The following is a 15,351-nucleotide window of genomic DNA, read 5'->3' as shown; positions in this document are numbered from 1 at the left end:
CCTATTGTTTCTACCGGGTTGACGGCCATGATTGATCTCGATATGAGGCCCAGAAATACGGCCCGGCACTTTATCGCGGGTTTTTTGGCGATTTATCCCTGCAACCTGCGGCATCTGCCTGGCGGGGTTATCCACAGGGCCGGTAATCCATGCCATTGCCGTCAACCCCAGGGTCTAGCCTCGCTCCGGGCGTTACCTTGGCGCCCGAATCCGACCGAGGAGACGGCTCATGCGGATCATGCTCACCGTGCTCGGCGAGCGGGGCGACCGTGACGTCGTGATCGACGGCGACGACGCCGCCACCGTGGCCACGGTGAGCGAGGCGCTCGGCGACCGCGGGCCGCTCGCTCCCGTGGTCCGCCTGCCCAGGGCCCGGGCCCCCTACGGCATGTCGTCCCCGGCGCCGCCCGACCCGCTCGGCGGGCCGACCCTGCCCGGCCGTGTCCCCGGCCAGCGGCGCCCCGCCCACGACGACCACCGGCCGGCTCCCCCGCCGGGCCCCGACCGCCCCACCGGCCTCGCCCAGGGGCCCGCCGTGCTCTGGCGCAACGGCCGGCCCCTCGACCCGCGCGCCCCCGCCAAGGCCGTGCTCCACGACGGCGACAAGGTCACCCTCGACGCGCGGCTCGCCCGGGCCACGATCGTCGAGGAGCCCGCGGGGGTCGCCGAGATCCGCGTGGTCGGCGGCCCGGCCGCCGGGGCGGTGCACCGGCTCGGCCTGGGCTCGCACGTCATCGGCGCCGACCCCATGTGCGCCATCGTCGTGGCCGACCCCGAGCTGGCCCCCGAAGCGGTGATCGTCCGCGTGACCCCCGACGCCATCACGGTGGAGCGAGCCCTGCGCGCGGCCCCCCAGCAGGCCAGGGTCAAGCTCAAGGGCCGCTGGGCCGACGAGGTCGCCGAGCTCTCGGCCAGGGTCGCGGAGCGTGAGGCCGCCGAGTTCACGGCCGAGGCCGGCAGGCCGCCGCCCGAGCTGGGCTCCGTCCCGCTGGGCGAGGCCGTCGACTGGCCCGAAGACACGCTGCTCGCCTGCGGCTCGTCGCTGTTCACGCTGACCCCTATCGAGCCCCGCGACGCCCACCTGACGCCCCGGCTGGAGGGCGGCGTGGCCTACAACCGCCCGCCCCGGCTGCGCCGCCCCGACGTCCCCCGTACGTTCAGGAAGCCCAAGGAGCCCACCCGCGCCGAGGGCATGCGGCTGCAGCTGCTGGCCGCGTTCCTGCCCGCCGTCATCGGCGTGACCCTGGCGTACGTGCTCAACCAGTGGTATTTCCTGCTGTTCGCGCTGATGACGCCGGTCATCATGGTGGGCCAGTGGTGGAGCGACCGCCGCCACGGCAAGAAGCAGCACCGCAAGGCGATGAAGGAATACCGCGAGCTGCTGGCCGCCTACGACGACGAGGTGGAGGCGGCCAGGGCCGCCGACGAGCGGCGGCGCCGGTCCGACTCGCCCGACCCGGCCCAGGTGCTGCTCACCGCCATCGGCCCGCGCCGGCGGCTGTGGGAGCGGCGCATCCACGACGACGACGCGCTGCGGCTGCGGGTGGGGCTCGCCGACCTGCCCGCCAACCTGGAGCTGACCGAGGAGCAGGGCGCCCCGGTCGACCCGCCCGTCTGCCGGGCGGTGCCGGTCTGCCTGCCGATGCGCAGGCTCGGGGTCGCCGGCGTCACCGGCCCCCGCGACAGCGCCACCGGCCTGGCCGGATGGCTGGTCGGCCAGGCGGCGACCCTGCACAGCCCGCGTGACCTGGCCATCGTGATCCTGTCGGCGCACCCCGACGGGGAGCGCCGGTGGGGCTGGGCGCGCTGGCTGCCGCACTGCGCGCCGCGCGGCGCCGAGGAGTGCGTCGCGCTGATCGGCGCCGACCCCGAGTCCGCGGCCAGGCGGGTGGGCGAGCTCGCCGCGCTCATCGACGAGCGGCAGAACACCGCGATCCCCGAGCTCGGCAAGGTCCCCACGGGCTGGGACGACCTGGGCGGGCCGGAGCCTCCGGCGTTCGCCGCCTTCGACACCCGCCCGTACGACGTGCTCGTCGTGGTCGACGGGGCCCAGGCGCTGCGCGGCCTGCCGGGCATGCCGCAGGTGCTGCGGCAGGGGCCGCGGGCCGGCGTCTACACCCTCGCCGTCGACGAGGACCAGCGGCTGCTGCCCGAGGAGTGCGCCACGGTCGCGGCCTGCGGGCCTGACGGCCGGGTGGTGCTGCGCGGCGGCGGCCTCGACGTGATCGGTCCCGTGCTGTCCGACCGGGTGTCGCGGTCCTGGTGCGACCGGCTGGCCAGGGCGCTCGCCCCGATCCGCGACGTGAGCCGGCAGGACACCGAGGGCAATCTGCCCGACGCGGTGCGCCTGCTCGACCTGCTGGGCCTGCGCTCCGCCACCGGCCGCGAGCTGGCCGCCGGATGGCGTGACCGGGGCGCCACCGACGTGGTGATCGGCCTCGACCCCGACGGCCCGTTCGCGGTCGACCTGCGGGTCGACGGCCCGCACGCGCTGATCGCCGGCACCACCGGCGCGGGCAAGTCGGAGCTGCTGCAGACGCTCATCTGCGCCCTGGCCGTCGCCAACCGGCCCGACCAGCTCACGTTCGTGCTGATCGACTACAAGGGCGGCGCCGCCTTCAAGGAGTGCACCCGCCTGCCCCACACGGTCGGCATGGTGAGCGACCTCGACGGCCACCTGACGCGGCGCGCCCTCGACTCGCTGGCCGCCGAGATCCGCCGCCGCGAACGCCTCCTGCTCGCCGCCGGGGCCAAGGACATCGAGGACTACGCGGGCGCCACGCCGATGCCCCGCCTGGTGCTCATCATCGACGAGTTCGCGGCGCTGGTGGCGGAGCTGCCCGACTTCGTCACCGGCCTGGTCGACATCGCCCGGCGCGGCCGCTCGCTGGGCATCCACCTGATCCTCGCCACCCAGCGGCCGGCGGGCGTGGTCACGGCCGACATCCAGGCCAACACCTCGCTCCGGATCGCGCTGCGGGTGACCGAGCCGGCCGAGTCCGCGGACGTCATCGACCTGCCCGACGCGGCCCACATCTCGAAGAACACCCCCGGACGGTGTTACGTGCGCTCGGGGATGGGCCCGGCCTCCGCCGTGCAGACCGCCCGGGTCGGCGGCCGCGCCCCGGCCGCCGGGCCCCTCGACGGCCCGGCCGCCGGTGTGCGCGTGATCGACGTGGGCTGGCGCGCGGTCGGCAGAGCGCTGCCCCGGCCTCCCGAGCCGGAGGAGGACGCGGCGGTCACCGACCTGACGCTGATCACGGACGCCCTGATCGAGGCGGCCCGGCTGGCGGGCGTTCCCCCACAGCCCAGTCCCTGGCTCGACCCGCTGCCCAGCCAGGTCGTCCTGCCACTGCCGGCTTCCCCTGGTCTGGGAGGCGCATTCTTGGAAGGCGAAGGTGTTCGGGGCGCCGGAGCGGGTGGGAGCGCCTCTGGGGACGAAGGTGCTCGGGGCGCCGGGGCGGGTGCGGACCTCGCGGGGCGAGCCTCCGGAGGCGAAGGGGCTTCCGGTGGGAGTGCGTCCGGAGGCGAAGGGGCTTCCGGTGGGAGTGCGTCCGGGGTGGCGCGGTCGGCGCCGCTCCGGGCAGCGGGCGGCGATGACGTCCGGGGGACGCCGCAGGAGGCTTCGACGGGGATGCCGCTCAGCGCCGCCGGGGTTCCGTTCCGCGGCGGTGGTGGTCCCGCCCGGGTGAAGGGCATGGGGCCGGTGCCGGACGACGACGGGTTCGCCGAGGTGACGCCGCTGCCCTTCGGGATCACGGATCGGCCATGGGCGCAGGACCGGCGGCCGCTGGCGCTGGACCTGGCCCACGGCGGCCACCTGCTGATCGCGGGGGCCGCACGGAGCGGCAGGTCGACGGCCCTGCGGACGATCGCCGGGTCCATCGCGGCGCACGTCTCCCCCGCCGACGCGCACGTCCACGCGATCGACTGCGGATCGGGGGCGCTGCTGCCGCTGGTGGCGATGCCGCACTGCGGGGCGGTGGTGACCCGTGACCAGCTCGACCGGGTCGAGCGCCTGCTCAGCAGGCTCAGGGCCGAGATCGCCCGCCGCCAGCAGCTCCTCGCCGAGGCCGGGCACGCCTCTCTTGCCGAATACCGTCAGGCGGGTCACCGGCTCCCGTGGCTGGTGTTCATGCTCGACCGCTGGGAGGGCTTCGTGGCCGCGTTCGAGGGCTACGACTACGGGCGCCTGATCGAGGCGCTGCTCCAGCTGCTGCGCGAGGGCCCGGCCGTGGGCCTCCGCGCGGTGATCACCAGCGACCGGTCAGGGCTGCTGGGCCAGGTGTCGACCATCTTCGAAGACCGGCTGCTCCTGCGCCTGTCCGATCCCTCCGACTACGGCCTGGCCGGATTCCCGATCAAGGGCCTGCCGTCGTCGATCCCGCCGGGCCGTGCCCTGTCCCTCGGTGACCACGGCATCGTCGAGCACCACATCGCCCTGCTCTCCCCCGACCCCTCCGGTCCGGCGCAGGTTGCGGCCCTGCAGGCGCTGGCCCGTACCGTCGGACGCGTCTTCGGCGAGGGGCGTCCGCTGCGGGTCGACGCGCTGCCCATGCGCGTCACCGCGGCCGAGGCGCTCGCCCTCGATTCCGCGTTCAGCCCGCCGTCACCGCTGTGGGCGCTGATCGGGGCAGGCGGCGACGCGCTCGCGCCGCTCGGGCTCGACCTGCTCGCGTACGGTCCCGGCGCGGTGATCGCCGGCCCGTCGCGCTCCGGCCGGTCGTCCGCCCTGCTCACGGCGGCCCGGTCGCTGATCTCGCGCGGCACCCCGGTGATCGCCGTGACCCCGCGACGGAGCCCCCTGCGTGACCTGGACGGGGCGCTGGCGGTGCTCGACGGCGACGCGACCCAGCTCACCGAACTGGTCGCCGACCTGGGCCAGTACGTCGTGCTGGTGGACGACGCCGAGCTGATCAACCCCGACTCCCCGCTGGGCACGGCGCTGGAGGAGGTGCTCCGGTCCGGGCGGGACGGCGACCACGGCCTGCTCGTCGCCGGCACCACCGGCGACCTGGCCGTCGCCTACCGCGGCTTCGTGGCCGAGACCCGCAAGTCCCGCACGGGGCTCCTGCTGTCGGTCCAGGGTCAGGCGGACGGCGACCTCTTCAACATCCGCCTCCCCCGAGGCACGGTAGGCGGCCCACCCGGACGCGGCTTCCTCATAACCACCGGCACCATCACCCCCATCCAAACCGCCCTCCCTGGACCCACCTGACCCGCTGGGGTTTCTTGGCGGTGGTCATCTGATGGGCCTTGCTGGGGGGCCTGTCTCTCGGCGATCCCGCGTACTGTCACGGCCCCCTCCCGGGCACCTCCTCAGCACCGGGGTTTCTTGGCGGGGGTCACCCAAGGGGAATGTAGCGGGGCCCAGCTTCTCGGCGAGCGCGTGTGCCTGGCGGGCCCCTCCCCGGCGCCATCTGAACCACCGGGGCTTCCTGGCAGCGGGTCGCCCAAGGGGAATACTGCGAGGCCTGTTCTCGGCAATCCCGCGTACCGCTAACGGGCCCCTCCCCGGCGCCACCTGAACCACCGGGCTGCTTGGCAGCGGGTCACCCCAAGGGGAATACTGCGGGGCTGCTTCTCGGCGAGCGCGTGCCTGGCGGGCTCGGGGTGGTGAGGGCGAGGGTACGTGCCCGGGGTTGGACGTCGTCTTCCCAGCCGGGCGCCGACGGACGCCCGGGGCGGGGGTGAGCGTATGTGCTCACCAGCAGGCCGAGTGGCGCAGGCGGGGCGGAGCTGGGGTGACGTGGGTGTACGTGTCCCATCGGCAGGCCGCCGCCTCCCCACCCAGGGTGTGCCCGGTTGTAGTGCTGTGGGTGGGCGGGGTGGCGCCTGTGTTTGGGGGCGGGGGGTTAGCCGATGCGGCTGTTGACCGAGCCGGTGTCGTCGTTCCAGACGTCGTCGTCCTCGTGGAGCCACGTCGTGGATTCGCGGTCGCGGGAGTCACCGGCGCCGCCGGCTCCTGCGCCTGCGCCGCCCATGGGGAGGAAGGGCATGCCGGGGCCGGTGCCTGAGCGGGTGCCGAGGCTGGTGGCTTGGCCGGGGAGGAGGCCGCCGCCCGTGCCGGTGCCGGTGCCGGTGCCGGGTGTGGATGACGTCGTGGGGGTGCTGTAGGCGGTGGACGTCGGGGTGGCGCCGGGGGGCGTGTAGCCGGTGGTGGGGGTGTAGTCGGCCAGGGTGGTGGGGTTGGTGCCGGTTCCTGAGGGGTTGCGGTTGAGGCCCGTCGTGTCGACCGAGGGGTGGGTGCCACCGCCGGTGGTGGTGGTGGAGCCTCTGGGTCCGGTGGTGCCGGGAGGGTAGGTGCCGTTCGGGTCGATGCCGGTGCCGTCGGGGTTCGTGAGGCCGGTGTTCGGGTCGTACGGGCTGAAGGAGGGGCCGTCGGTGTCGCCGATGCCGTTCGGGCCGCCGTTCAGGCCGGAGCCGTCGTACGAGAGAGGGGTGAAGCCGCCGCCGCCGGTGTCGCCCGTGGGGTAGGTGATCTGGAGCGGCCCGTCCTCGGTGGTCGTCGGGGGCTTGAGGTCGCGGAGGTTCTTCTCGACCTTGTCCGGGATGTCCTGGTGGACGCGGGTGAGGTCGTTGGCGAAGATCTGCAGGTGGTGGCCGGCCAGTTCGTCCTGGGAGCCCCATTTGCCGGTGGCGTTGTTGCCCTCGTAGTAGCCGGTGTAGGTGCTGTAGTAGTCGGTGATGCTGTCGTTCCAGCTGCCGAGGTCCTGGTTCACCCAGGTGGGCATGACGCCCTTCCAGGTGTCGTCGATGAACTCCTGGTGCTTGGTGACCACGGTGGCGAGGTTCTCGACGGGCGAGTGCATCGCGCCGAGCTTGTTCGCGAGCTCGCCCATCGTCACGTACAGGATGCCGAGCGCCGTCTGGGCCTCGACGGAGGCCTCGCCCTCCCACACCTGGGCGAGCTTGACGGCCTGCTCCTTGATGGCTTCCCTGGCCGTGTTGACGGCTTCCTGGGCGTCCTTGTAGGAGCCGGCCGCCTGCCTGATGCTCGCGGCGTTGAAGCCCTTGATGAAGGTCACGACCTCTTCGACGTTGCGGTCGCCGGTCTCGACGCCCCAGCTGCCGGACCCCGGCTTGATGACGTGGGTTTCCTGCGTGGTCTCCCCCATCTCGCTCACACCCCCTGGTTGGCGATGTCGGTGACCCCGTAGTTGCCGGCTCCGGCGTCGATCAGCGCGATGGCGATGCCGAAGTTCTTGAGGACGTCCTCGTACACGTTGAGGAACTCCCGGTGCGCGGTCTCCAGCGTCGTGGCGAACGTCTCGCCGCTCTCGTAGCGGTCGATGCTGCGCAGTTGCATGCGCGCTTCGGAAAGCGAGCCGTGGATGCTCAGGTCCTGGATGGAGCCCTGGTACTCGCCGTAGCCGACGCCGTTGATGGGCTTCATGATTTCGCGCAGCGCCCCGGCCACGTTAGCGATCTTCGTCTTGTCGTAGCCGACCCCGTCCCGCTCGGCTACCAGACCCGGCCAATCCTCCGGCGGTTTCGTTGCTCCCACGAGACCTCCCCCTTCGGGTACTCGATCAAGCACCTTACTCGAACAGTTGCTTTTCCGTACAGAAGACACACATTCAACTTGCGTAACATAAGGCGCTATGCAGACCCAGAAGGATCTCTACCAGGCGCATCGCCTTATGACGCAACGTCTGGGTTTGGCATTGCTGCAGGGAGAACCCGATCTGCCCGAATCGCCCATGCGGCGGCAGAACGTGGCGACGTTCGCGGGACTCCTGGTGGCAGTCCTGATCATCGCCGCCTTCGGGATCTGGGGGCTGCTCAACCCGGGGAACGCCACCAAGCTGACCGCCGCCGGGCAGTTGCTGGTCGAGGAGGAGACCGGCGCCTCCTACGTCTACAACCAGCGGACCGCCGAACTGCAACCGGTGGCCAACTACGTGTCCGGGCGGCTGCTGCTCGACAGTGAGGAGATCAAGGTCAGGACGGTCTCGGCCGAGTCGCTGGCCGGCTTCGCCCGCGGGCGGGAGGTCGGCATCCCGGGCGCCCCCGACTCGCTGCCGGCCAAGGAGCGGCTGGTCAAGGCCCCGTGGTCGGCGTGCGTGGTGGAGGGGGCCGACGCGGCGGGGGTGCGTAAGCCGTTCGTGACGCTCGTGGCCGGTACGGACCTCGGCGGGAAGCCCGTGGGCGACGAGGCGCTCGTCGTCAGCGACGGGCAGCAGAGCTGGGTGCTGTGGGCCAACCACCGCATGCGGGTGACCAACGTGAGCCGGCTCACCGACCAGACGCCGCGCCGGGTGCCGCCCTCGTGGATCAACGCCATCCCGGAGGGGGTGGACTTCGCCGCGCCGAAGATCACCCAGCGCGGCAAGAAGGTCCCCGGCCCGGACGGCAGGACGTCCAGGGTCGGGCAGGTCTACAAGGTGGAGTCGGTGGCGGGCGGCAAGGAGCGGTGGTACGTCCTGCTCGCCGACGGTCTCGCGCCGATCGACCAGACCCAGGCCATGCTGCTGCTCATGGACCCGGCCAGCAAGGTCGCCTACGGCCGCGCCCCGGTCCGCGAGACGCCGATCGACGCGGCGACCGCCAACGCCGCCAAGGCGTCCGGGCGCCGCATGCTCGACAGCGGGCTCCCGGCGGGTATGCCGTCCTTCCGCTCGCCCGGGGTGTCGGCTCCGCTCTGCGCCGTGTACGAGGACACCGAGAAGGGCTCGACCAAGGCCGTACTGACCACGGGCAGCCGGATCGGCATCCCGACGCCGTCGTCGAGCACCGGGGCGGACAAGGTCGACCAGGTGCTGCTGCCGCCGGGCGGCGCGGTGCTGGCCGGGACCCTGCCGGGCGACGGGCAGCTGTCGGCGGTGCAGCAGTACTCGCTCATCACCGACCAGGGCAAGCGGTTCCCGCTGACCTCGGCCGATCTCGTCGAGAAGCTCGGGTACGACGCCTCGGACGTCGCGCCGGTGCCCTCCCACCTGCTGTGGCTGATCCCCGAGGGGCCCGCCCTGGACCCGGCGGCGGCCAGGACGCCGGTGCAGGACGTGGCGCCCATCCGGCAGGCCACCCAGTAGACGCCCCCGTGCCGGGGCGTCTCAGATCTGGGCCAGCGAGTCGTCCACCTTGGGCAGGAGAGCGCCCGTGTTCTCGTCGTAGGTCATGCCGTCGTTCATGAAGGGCTTCAGCTTGCCGCCCTCCATCATGGACATCTCGGTCGGTATGGCCTTGAGCGTGGGGAAGACCTTGCCGGCCGCCTCGCTCATGTTCACGGCCGTGTAGAGCGCGATGCCCAGGCCGCCGGCGACCCAGCGCTGCTTCCACAGGACCTGCTTGACCGCCGTCAGGGTGATCTTGCCGAAGGTGGCGGCCACGCCCTCCGCGATGACCGCGCTGACGGGGCTGGCCTTGGCGATCATCTTGGCGATGCCGAGGGCCATCATGCCGAGAGCGATGGTCTGGCAGAAGACGGCGCCCCACTTGTAGAAGGTGGCCGACGAGTCGACGGCGTCGCCGGTGGCGTTCCTGATCTCCTTGAGCTGCTTGACCGACTCGGTGTAGCTGGTGTGGATTTCGTCGAAGGCGGTGAACGCCTCGCCCTCCCACGTGCCCTGGTCCTTCAGCTGCGTCTTCAGCGAGGCGAGCTGGGTGGTCAGGTCGTCGAGCTCCGTCGTCGCGCCGTTCCGGTCGGCCGTGCGCCAGTGCTGCGCCGACTCGGTCATGCCCTCGGGATCGGAGATCATGGTGCCGATGCCGCTGGCCACGTAGAACGCCCAGGGCTGCCCGATCATGAACGCGGCTGCCGTGGCCGTCCCGGCCGCCGTCCAGTAGACCTCTTTGAAGAAGCTCACACGTCCTCCTGTCCGATCACCTGAGGCGCGATGTCCTCCTCACCGCCCCAGACGCCCTCGTCCTCGGCCAGGCCGACGGTCTTCTCACGGTCGCGCTCGTCGGCGCTGCCCGCCCCGGCGCCCGCTCCCATCGGCATGAACGGCATCATCGGCGAGCCGGCCCCGCCCGCGCCCCGAAGCGCTCCGGCGCCGAGCGCGTTGGAGCCCATTCTCGATCCCGAGGCGCCACCCCCGGAGGTGCCCCCCTCGCGGCCGTTCCCGTTGCCGTTGGCGTTGCCGTTGGCGTTGGGGTCGGCGGTGAGGCCGTTCGGCATCGTGGGCTGGTGGGCCGACAGATCGGTCTTGTTGGGGTTCAGCGCCGAGTCGAGGTCGGGCACCCTCATGTCCACCGGCTGGGTGGTCGGCAGGTTCTGCTGCGGCAGGCCGGTCCCGGGCAGGCTGCCGTCGGGCAGGCCGGTGGAGGGGTCGCCGGCGCCTGGTAGGTCGGTCCCCGGCAGGTCGGTGTCCGGCTGCGTGAGATCCGGCTGGGTCAGGTCCGGCGTCTCGGGCAGCCCGGTCTCGTCGAGGCCGGGCATGTTGTTCCCCAGGTCGCCCATGCCGCCGAGGCCGCCGAGGTCGCCGCCGCCCCCCAGGTTGTTGGGATCCCAGCCGCCGCTGTCGTCGTCGGCCTTCCGGTAGTTGCTGTCGGCCGAGCGCAGCGCCGGATCCCACGACGCGAGCGCGTCGCGGGCCCTCTCCAGTGCCTCACGCTGGCTGTCGATGGCCTTCTGGTGGGCGTTGTGCACGCCCAGGCCGAGGACCCCGAAGTGCGGCCAGGGGACGGGCAGCTTGCCGGAGTTGCCCTGCAGCGTGCCGATGAGCTCCGTCTGGCCGGTGATCTGGTTCCCGGCGTTGGCGAGCTCGTCCTTGGTGAAGGAGATCCCCGACGACGCCTTGCCGTCGGAGCCGAACGAAGGGAATGTCGGCCAGTCGTTGCCCATCAGCTCATCCGATCACGGGGTCGGTCGTGTCATGGCCCGTCGTCCAGGCATTCGGGTCTTCCGACAGGTACGTGGTGCGCTCGATGTCGCTGTGCTCGCCCGCGCCGCCGGCCCCGCCGCCCATGTACGGCATGAACGGGGTGCCGCCCAGGCCGCCGCCGCCGAACCCGCGCCCGACCGCGCCCATCGGTGACTGGCCGCCGAGCGCGCCCGGGGAGCCGATCACGGAAGGGACGCCGGGCGACGTGCCCACCACGGAGTACGGCGTCACCGTGTTGGTCACCGGCGTGAACGTCGTCGGCGTCACCGCGGTCGTCGGCGTGAACGTCGCCAGGTCGGTCTGGTAGGGGTTCACCCCGTCCGTGCCGTCGGTGGTCGTCCGGTTCTCCGCGCCGATGACCGGGGGCGCGGTGCCGTCGCCCGGGTTGGTCGCCGAGTTCTGGGCCGGGTTCTGGTCCGGCGGCGGGTCCGGCTCCTGGGTGCCCGGACCGTTCGGGCCATCGGGGTTGTTCGGGTCGTTCGGGTCGTTGGGGTTGTTCGGGTTGTTCGGGTCGGTGCCGTCGACGCCGCCGGGGTTCGTCCCGTCCGGGGTGGTGCCGACAGGGGTCGTCCCGACCGTCGCGCCGGGCCCGACGCCCGAGGGGTCGGTGGCCAGCGAGCCGAACGTGGGACCCCGCGAGGTGGTGCCGATCGGGTATCCGGGGTTGTCGTAGCTCCCGGCGCCCGGGAGGTTGACCGTGGGCAGCTCGTACATGATGTACGGCGGCACCTCGGAGTTGAAGATCGTGACGATCTCCGTGTTGAGCTTGTGGATCGCGTCCTGGGCGATCGTGTTCTTGGCCGCCTGCAGGATCACCGAATCCTCGGCGTCGGTGGCCTGCAGGTGGTTGCCGGCCACCTCGGCGCCCGTCGGCGCCCGCTTCGCCTCTGTCCTGGCCGTCTCCAGGTGGCCCGCGTACGTCTGCAGCGCGGTGCCCATCTGCCGCATCTTGGTCGACAGTTCCTGGCCCGTCGCGTGCAGCAGCAGCAGGGCGTCGCGGGCCAGGGCGGAGTCGGGCCCCTTCCAGATCTGGACGATCCGGCCGGCGTGCTCCTCCAGGGCGTTGACGGCCTGCTCGACCTTGCTGGACGCGTTGGCGTACGTCTGCCCGGCCCCCCGCACATAGGTCGGGTCGGTGCCGTCCAGCCACGAGTTGATCTCCTGGCTGTTCGAGCAGGGCCGGTCGCCGAAGGGCGTGCTGGCGTAGGACGGGATTGTGACGATTTCCTGCTTGCTCACCAGGCGCTCACCCCTCGTTGGCCTGACGCGCGCCGTCGTGGTTCGCCGCGCTGGCCTCGACGGCCTCGACCACGCTCTGGTACGCCGTGATGAACTTCTGGTAGACGTCGGCGAACTTCTGGCCCGCGTTCTGCGAGCCGACGGTCGCGGCCAGGGCCGAGGCGTCGTTCCACTGACCGATCTGGGCGGTGGTCAGCGGGATCTCCTCGTCCGCCGGCCGGTCGCCCGTCGCGATCTGGTTGACGTTGCCGTTGGGCCGTTCGCCGTTGCCGAGCATGGCTTCGAGACTGGCCCGCAACTCCTCCGCGATAACCCGCATGCTGGCCGGCGAGTTCTCCCGAGCGTCGAACAGGCTCGGGTTGACCGGCAGTTCGTCCCCGCGCTCTTCCGGCTCCGCCATCCCCGTGGTTCCTCTCCACTCGCAGCAGTCTCTCGGCCACCGCGGACCTGCGATGACCGAGAGAAAGGACGGACCGGGCTAGTCGGTCCAGATGCTGATGTTGCGCCGCTCAGCGGACTCGTAGTTGCCCTTCGCGATGCTGACGGCCTCGGCGGCCTGGAACAGCTGGCGGCCCATGGCCTTCTCATGCTCGTTCCACTGGTTGCGCTTGGTCTCGAAGAACGCCTCGGCCTCGCCTTCCCAGCTCGCCCCGAGTTCGCGCTGGATGTCCTGGTACAGGTCGTCGGTGGCCCGGTCGAGCTCGGTGATGACCTTCTTGAGCTCTTCGTAGGCCTGCTCCATGGAGCCGAACCGGACATAGGTGTAGTCGTCAGGCATGCTCATGGTGATGTCCGTCCTGCTCAGCGGTTGGCGTTGATGAGGGAGTCGATGCGACCGGCTTCGCCGGCGCCCGCGAAGCCGCCCGCGATGTCCATGTTCTGGTCGGCGGCGTTGCGGTAGACGCCCGCGCCGATGTTGAGACGGTCGTAGATGTCTTCGAGGATCTTGATGACCCCCTTGAACTCCCCGTCCCACTGGTCGAGAGCCTGGCTGAACCGCTGCGCCGCCCCGCCCTTCCACCCCTGGGTGGTCAGGTCGGCCTTGATCTGCTGCACCCGCTGGCGCATCCCCTCGATGTACTGCGCGGTGTCCTGGCAGTAGCCTGCCGCGTTGGTCAGCTGGGTCGGACTTGCCCCGTACAGTGCCACTGGACCCTCCAAGTCGACATGGCGTCGTCTGTCACGCGGGCGACAAGGTGTTACTGACCCCCGCGAACAACATCAAAAGTCATGTTAGTCAACATCAACCCCAAGATTCCCAGAATCCTCAGATTACGGATTGGTCGCGCTGTAGCGACTTAATGGTGAATCTGCAGGTCGTCAGAGCTCCAGCCGACGGCGGATGCGGTCGAGTTCTCCCATCACATCGGTGAACGCCCGGTCGTAGGCCGCCTCCGCCTTCCTGATCTCGCCCACCGCCGCCTCGGGGTCGTCGCCGAACCGCATCGGGTTGTCCTGCTTCCCGAACGCCTCGTCGGCCAGCTCGCTGAACTTCCGCTGGAAGTCGGCCGTCGCCTCGGCCAGCACGGTCTTGATCATGTCGGACAGCTCGGCCGAGCCCAGCCGCATGGCCTTCGGGTGCAGGAACAGCTCCCGCACGCCGGTCTGGCCGAACTCCACGACGACCAGGCCGTCCTCGTCCTCGGCCCGGCCCACGCAGTCGCCCATGCCCTCCTGGAACTTCTCCAGCCGGGCGAACTGGTCGTCCATGCCCTTGAACAGCTTGTCGACGTCGATGTTGGCGAAGTCGCCGAACTCCTGCATCTCTCAACCTCCGGTACGAACGAACGGATCACCCGGACAGCCCGCGCACCCACGCGTAGACCTCGAGCACGCCCAGCGCGAGCGGGAAGAGCTGGACGATCAGCGCGATGTCGAGGATGTCGGCCGCGCGCCCCCAGAACGGCGACGGCTTGCCCGTCGCCAGCCACAGCCCGATGCCCACCGTCATCAGCGCCAGCCACAGGATCGCGGTGGCCAGCGCCACCGAGCCGACGACGCCGCCCTGGCCGACCATCGAGACCGCCAGCATGGCCAGACCCGACAGGCCCGTGCCGATCAGCCAGACGCGCTGGCCGAGCCCGCGGAACACCCGGGCCCGCATGATGAGCGTGAGCGACAGCGACACCGTCATGACGTCCATCACCCAGCCGTCGCCGAGCACCAGCAGCAGCAGCGCGACCAGCGCCGAGAGCGCGATCGCGGCGATCATGCCGGTGGCGTAGCCCTGCGCGACCCTGGTGCGCTCCTGGATGGCCGACGCGTCCAGCCGCTGGTTGTCGGCGCGGAGCTCCTCGGCGGTGGTCGGCATGGCCGGCAGCGGCACCTTGGCCAGCCGGAACGAGAGCGTGGGCACCAGCGGACTGAGCGCCAGCAGGAGCGCGACGGCCAGCGCGGCCACCCCGGCCGGCGGCGGCGACCACACCATCACGATCGCCGAGCAGATGCCGCCCACGGTGGCCACCCCGGCGGTGCCGAGGAAGCCGGGCACGCCGTCGGAGATCAGCGCCCCGCCCACGGCGGCCACCAGGGCCGTGCAGGCGAGGGCCGCCAGCAGGTGGGGCGCGCCGTAGCCGGCCGCGTTCCCGGGCGCGAACAGCCCGGCGACGAGCCCGTACGGCAGCGCCGCGTGCCCGATCAGCGCCCCGGCCATGGAATCCCCGACCGCCCGGGACAGCAGCGTGCCGGTGACGATCAGCAGCAGCGCCAGCAGCGCGGCCACGATGGTGACGGTCAGCGCAGGTATGCCGGAGATCGCCAGCCCCACCGCGCCCAGCACCAGCAGGGCCGTCGCGCCGCTGGCGCCCATGATCCTGGTCTGCTTGGCGGTCCACGCCCCGCGGCCCTCGCGCACCCCGGTGGCGACCACGTCGGCCACGTCGTCGTACAGGGCGGGCGGCAGGATCGCCTCGCGCGGGCGCAGGTAGAGGATCTCGCCGTCGAGCACGCCCAGCGTGCCCAGGCTCTGCCCCAGGTCGAGCGGCGCGCCGCCGAGCCGCTGCAGCGTCCAGCCGGGGGCGGCGGCGGAGTCGCCGTTCACCTCGCCCAGCGCGCGCAGCAGGCTGGGCAGCACCGCGGGCAGCGGGATGTCGGCGGGCAGCGCGAGGTCGGCCTTGCGCCGCGGGCCGACGATCGTCACGTGGCACTGGGCCGGCAACGGCACCGGAACCTGCGCCAGCGCGCCCTGCTGGATCGGTCCGCGCGGCGGGCCGGGCGGACCGGAGAACCCGGACGGCCCCCTGAACCCGCCGGGCGGCCCGTGCATCGGGGGCTGACCGGGCGG

12 protein-coding genes are annotated in these 15,351 nt (G+C 71.9%); 2 read left to right on the top strand and 10 right to left on the bottom strand.

Annotated features, from left to right (window positions below; translation table 11 throughout):
* The first annotated feature begins 229 nt into the window (after nucleotides 1–229).
* On the top strand, nucleotides 230–5,218 hold the full coding sequence (locus ACGFI7_RS03330) for an FtsK/SpoIIIE domain-containing protein (RefSeq protein ID WP_393398527.1): 4,989 nt from the start codon (nucleotides 230–232) through the stop codon (nucleotides 5,216–5,218).
* 637 nt (nucleotides 5,219–5,855) lie between these two features.
* Here the strand turns inward: ACGFI7_RS03330 and ACGFI7_RS03325 are convergent.
* Both ACGFI7_RS03325 and ACGFI7_RS03320 read right to left on the bottom strand, forming a co-directional pair.
* Nucleotides 5,856–7,118, bottom strand: coding sequence for a WXG100 family type VII secretion target (locus ACGFI7_RS03325; protein WP_393398525.1), 1,263 nt, complete (start codon nucleotides 7,116–7,118; stop codon nucleotides 5,856–5,858).
* Nucleotides 7,119–7,123: 5 nt separating this feature from the next.
* Nucleotides 7,124–7,507: a hypothetical protein gene (locus tag ACGFI7_RS03320; protein WP_393398523.1), complete on the bottom strand. Its 384-nt coding sequence runs from the start codon at nucleotides 7,505–7,507 to the stop codon at nucleotides 7,124–7,126.
* A gap of 97 nt (nucleotides 7,508–7,604) precedes the next feature.
* On the opposite strand from ACGFI7_RS03320, the gene eccB reads away from it, so the two are divergent.
* Nucleotides 7,605–9,035, top strand: coding sequence for a type VII secretion protein EccB (eccB, locus tag ACGFI7_RS03315; protein WP_393398521.1), 1,431 nt, complete (start codon nucleotides 7,605–7,607; stop codon nucleotides 9,033–9,035).
* Nucleotides 9,036–9,056: 21 nt separating this feature from the next.
* On the opposite strand, the gene ACGFI7_RS03310 is transcribed toward eccB, so the two are convergent.
* The 8 genes from ACGFI7_RS03310 to eccD form a co-directional block, all read right to left on the bottom strand.
* Nucleotides 9,057–9,809 carry a WXG100 family type VII secretion target gene (locus ACGFI7_RS03310; protein ID WP_393398519.1) on the bottom strand — a complete coding sequence of 251 codons (753 nt, stop codon included), beginning with the start codon at nucleotides 9,807–9,809 and terminating at the stop codon, nucleotides 9,057–9,059.
* Nucleotides 9,806–10,789: a hypothetical protein gene (locus ACGFI7_RS03305; RefSeq protein WP_393398517.1), complete on the bottom strand. Its 984-nt coding sequence runs from the start codon at nucleotides 10,787–10,789 to the stop codon at nucleotides 9,806–9,808. The genes ACGFI7_RS03310 and ACGFI7_RS03305 overlap by 4 nt, the downstream gene beginning before the upstream one ends.
* 4 nt (nucleotides 10,790–10,793) lie before the next feature.
* Nucleotides 10,794–12,068 (bottom strand): WXG100 family type VII secretion target, encoded by a 1,275-nt coding sequence (locus tag ACGFI7_RS03300; protein ID WP_393398515.1) that lies wholly within the window; start codon nucleotides 12,066–12,068, stop codon nucleotides 10,794–10,796.
* Between the two features lie 7 nt (nucleotides 12,069–12,075).
* Nucleotides 12,076–12,468, bottom strand: a complete 393-nt coding sequence (locus tag ACGFI7_RS03295; RefSeq protein ID WP_393398513.1) for a hypothetical protein — start codon at nucleotides 12,466–12,468, stop codon at nucleotides 12,076–12,078.
* 78 nt (nucleotides 12,469–12,546) lie between these two features.
* Entirely contained in the window at nucleotides 12,547–12,852 is a 306-nt protein-coding gene (locus tag ACGFI7_RS03290) for a WXG100 family type VII secretion target (protein WP_393398511.1), read from the bottom strand.
* Nucleotides 12,853–12,869: 17 nt separating this feature from the next.
* Nucleotides 12,870–13,217 carry a WXG100 family type VII secretion target gene (locus tag ACGFI7_RS03285; protein ID WP_393398509.1) on the bottom strand — a complete coding sequence of 116 codons (348 nt, stop codon included), beginning with the start codon at nucleotides 13,215–13,217 and terminating at the stop codon, nucleotides 12,870–12,872.
* 171 nt (nucleotides 13,218–13,388) lie between these two features.
* Entirely contained in the window at nucleotides 13,389–13,832 is a 444-nt protein-coding gene (locus ACGFI7_RS03280) for a YbaB/EbfC family DNA-binding protein (protein WP_393398507.1), read from the bottom strand.
* A 28-nt stretch (nucleotides 13,833–13,860) separates the two neighbouring features.
* Entirely contained in the window at nucleotides 13,861–15,333 is a 1,473-nt protein-coding gene (eccD, locus tag ACGFI7_RS03275) for a type VII secretion integral membrane protein EccD (RefSeq protein WP_393398505.1), read from the bottom strand.
* Nucleotides 15,334–15,351 lie beyond the last annotated feature (18 nt).

Source organism: Nonomuraea sp. NPDC048826, assembly GCF_043198225.1.
Lineage (GTDB): Bacteria > Actinomycetota > Actinomycetes > Streptosporangiales > Streptosporangiaceae > Nonomuraea.
The sequence above is the reverse complement of the archived record's forward strand: the minus strand, read 5'-3'. Positions and strand labels throughout refer to the sequence as shown.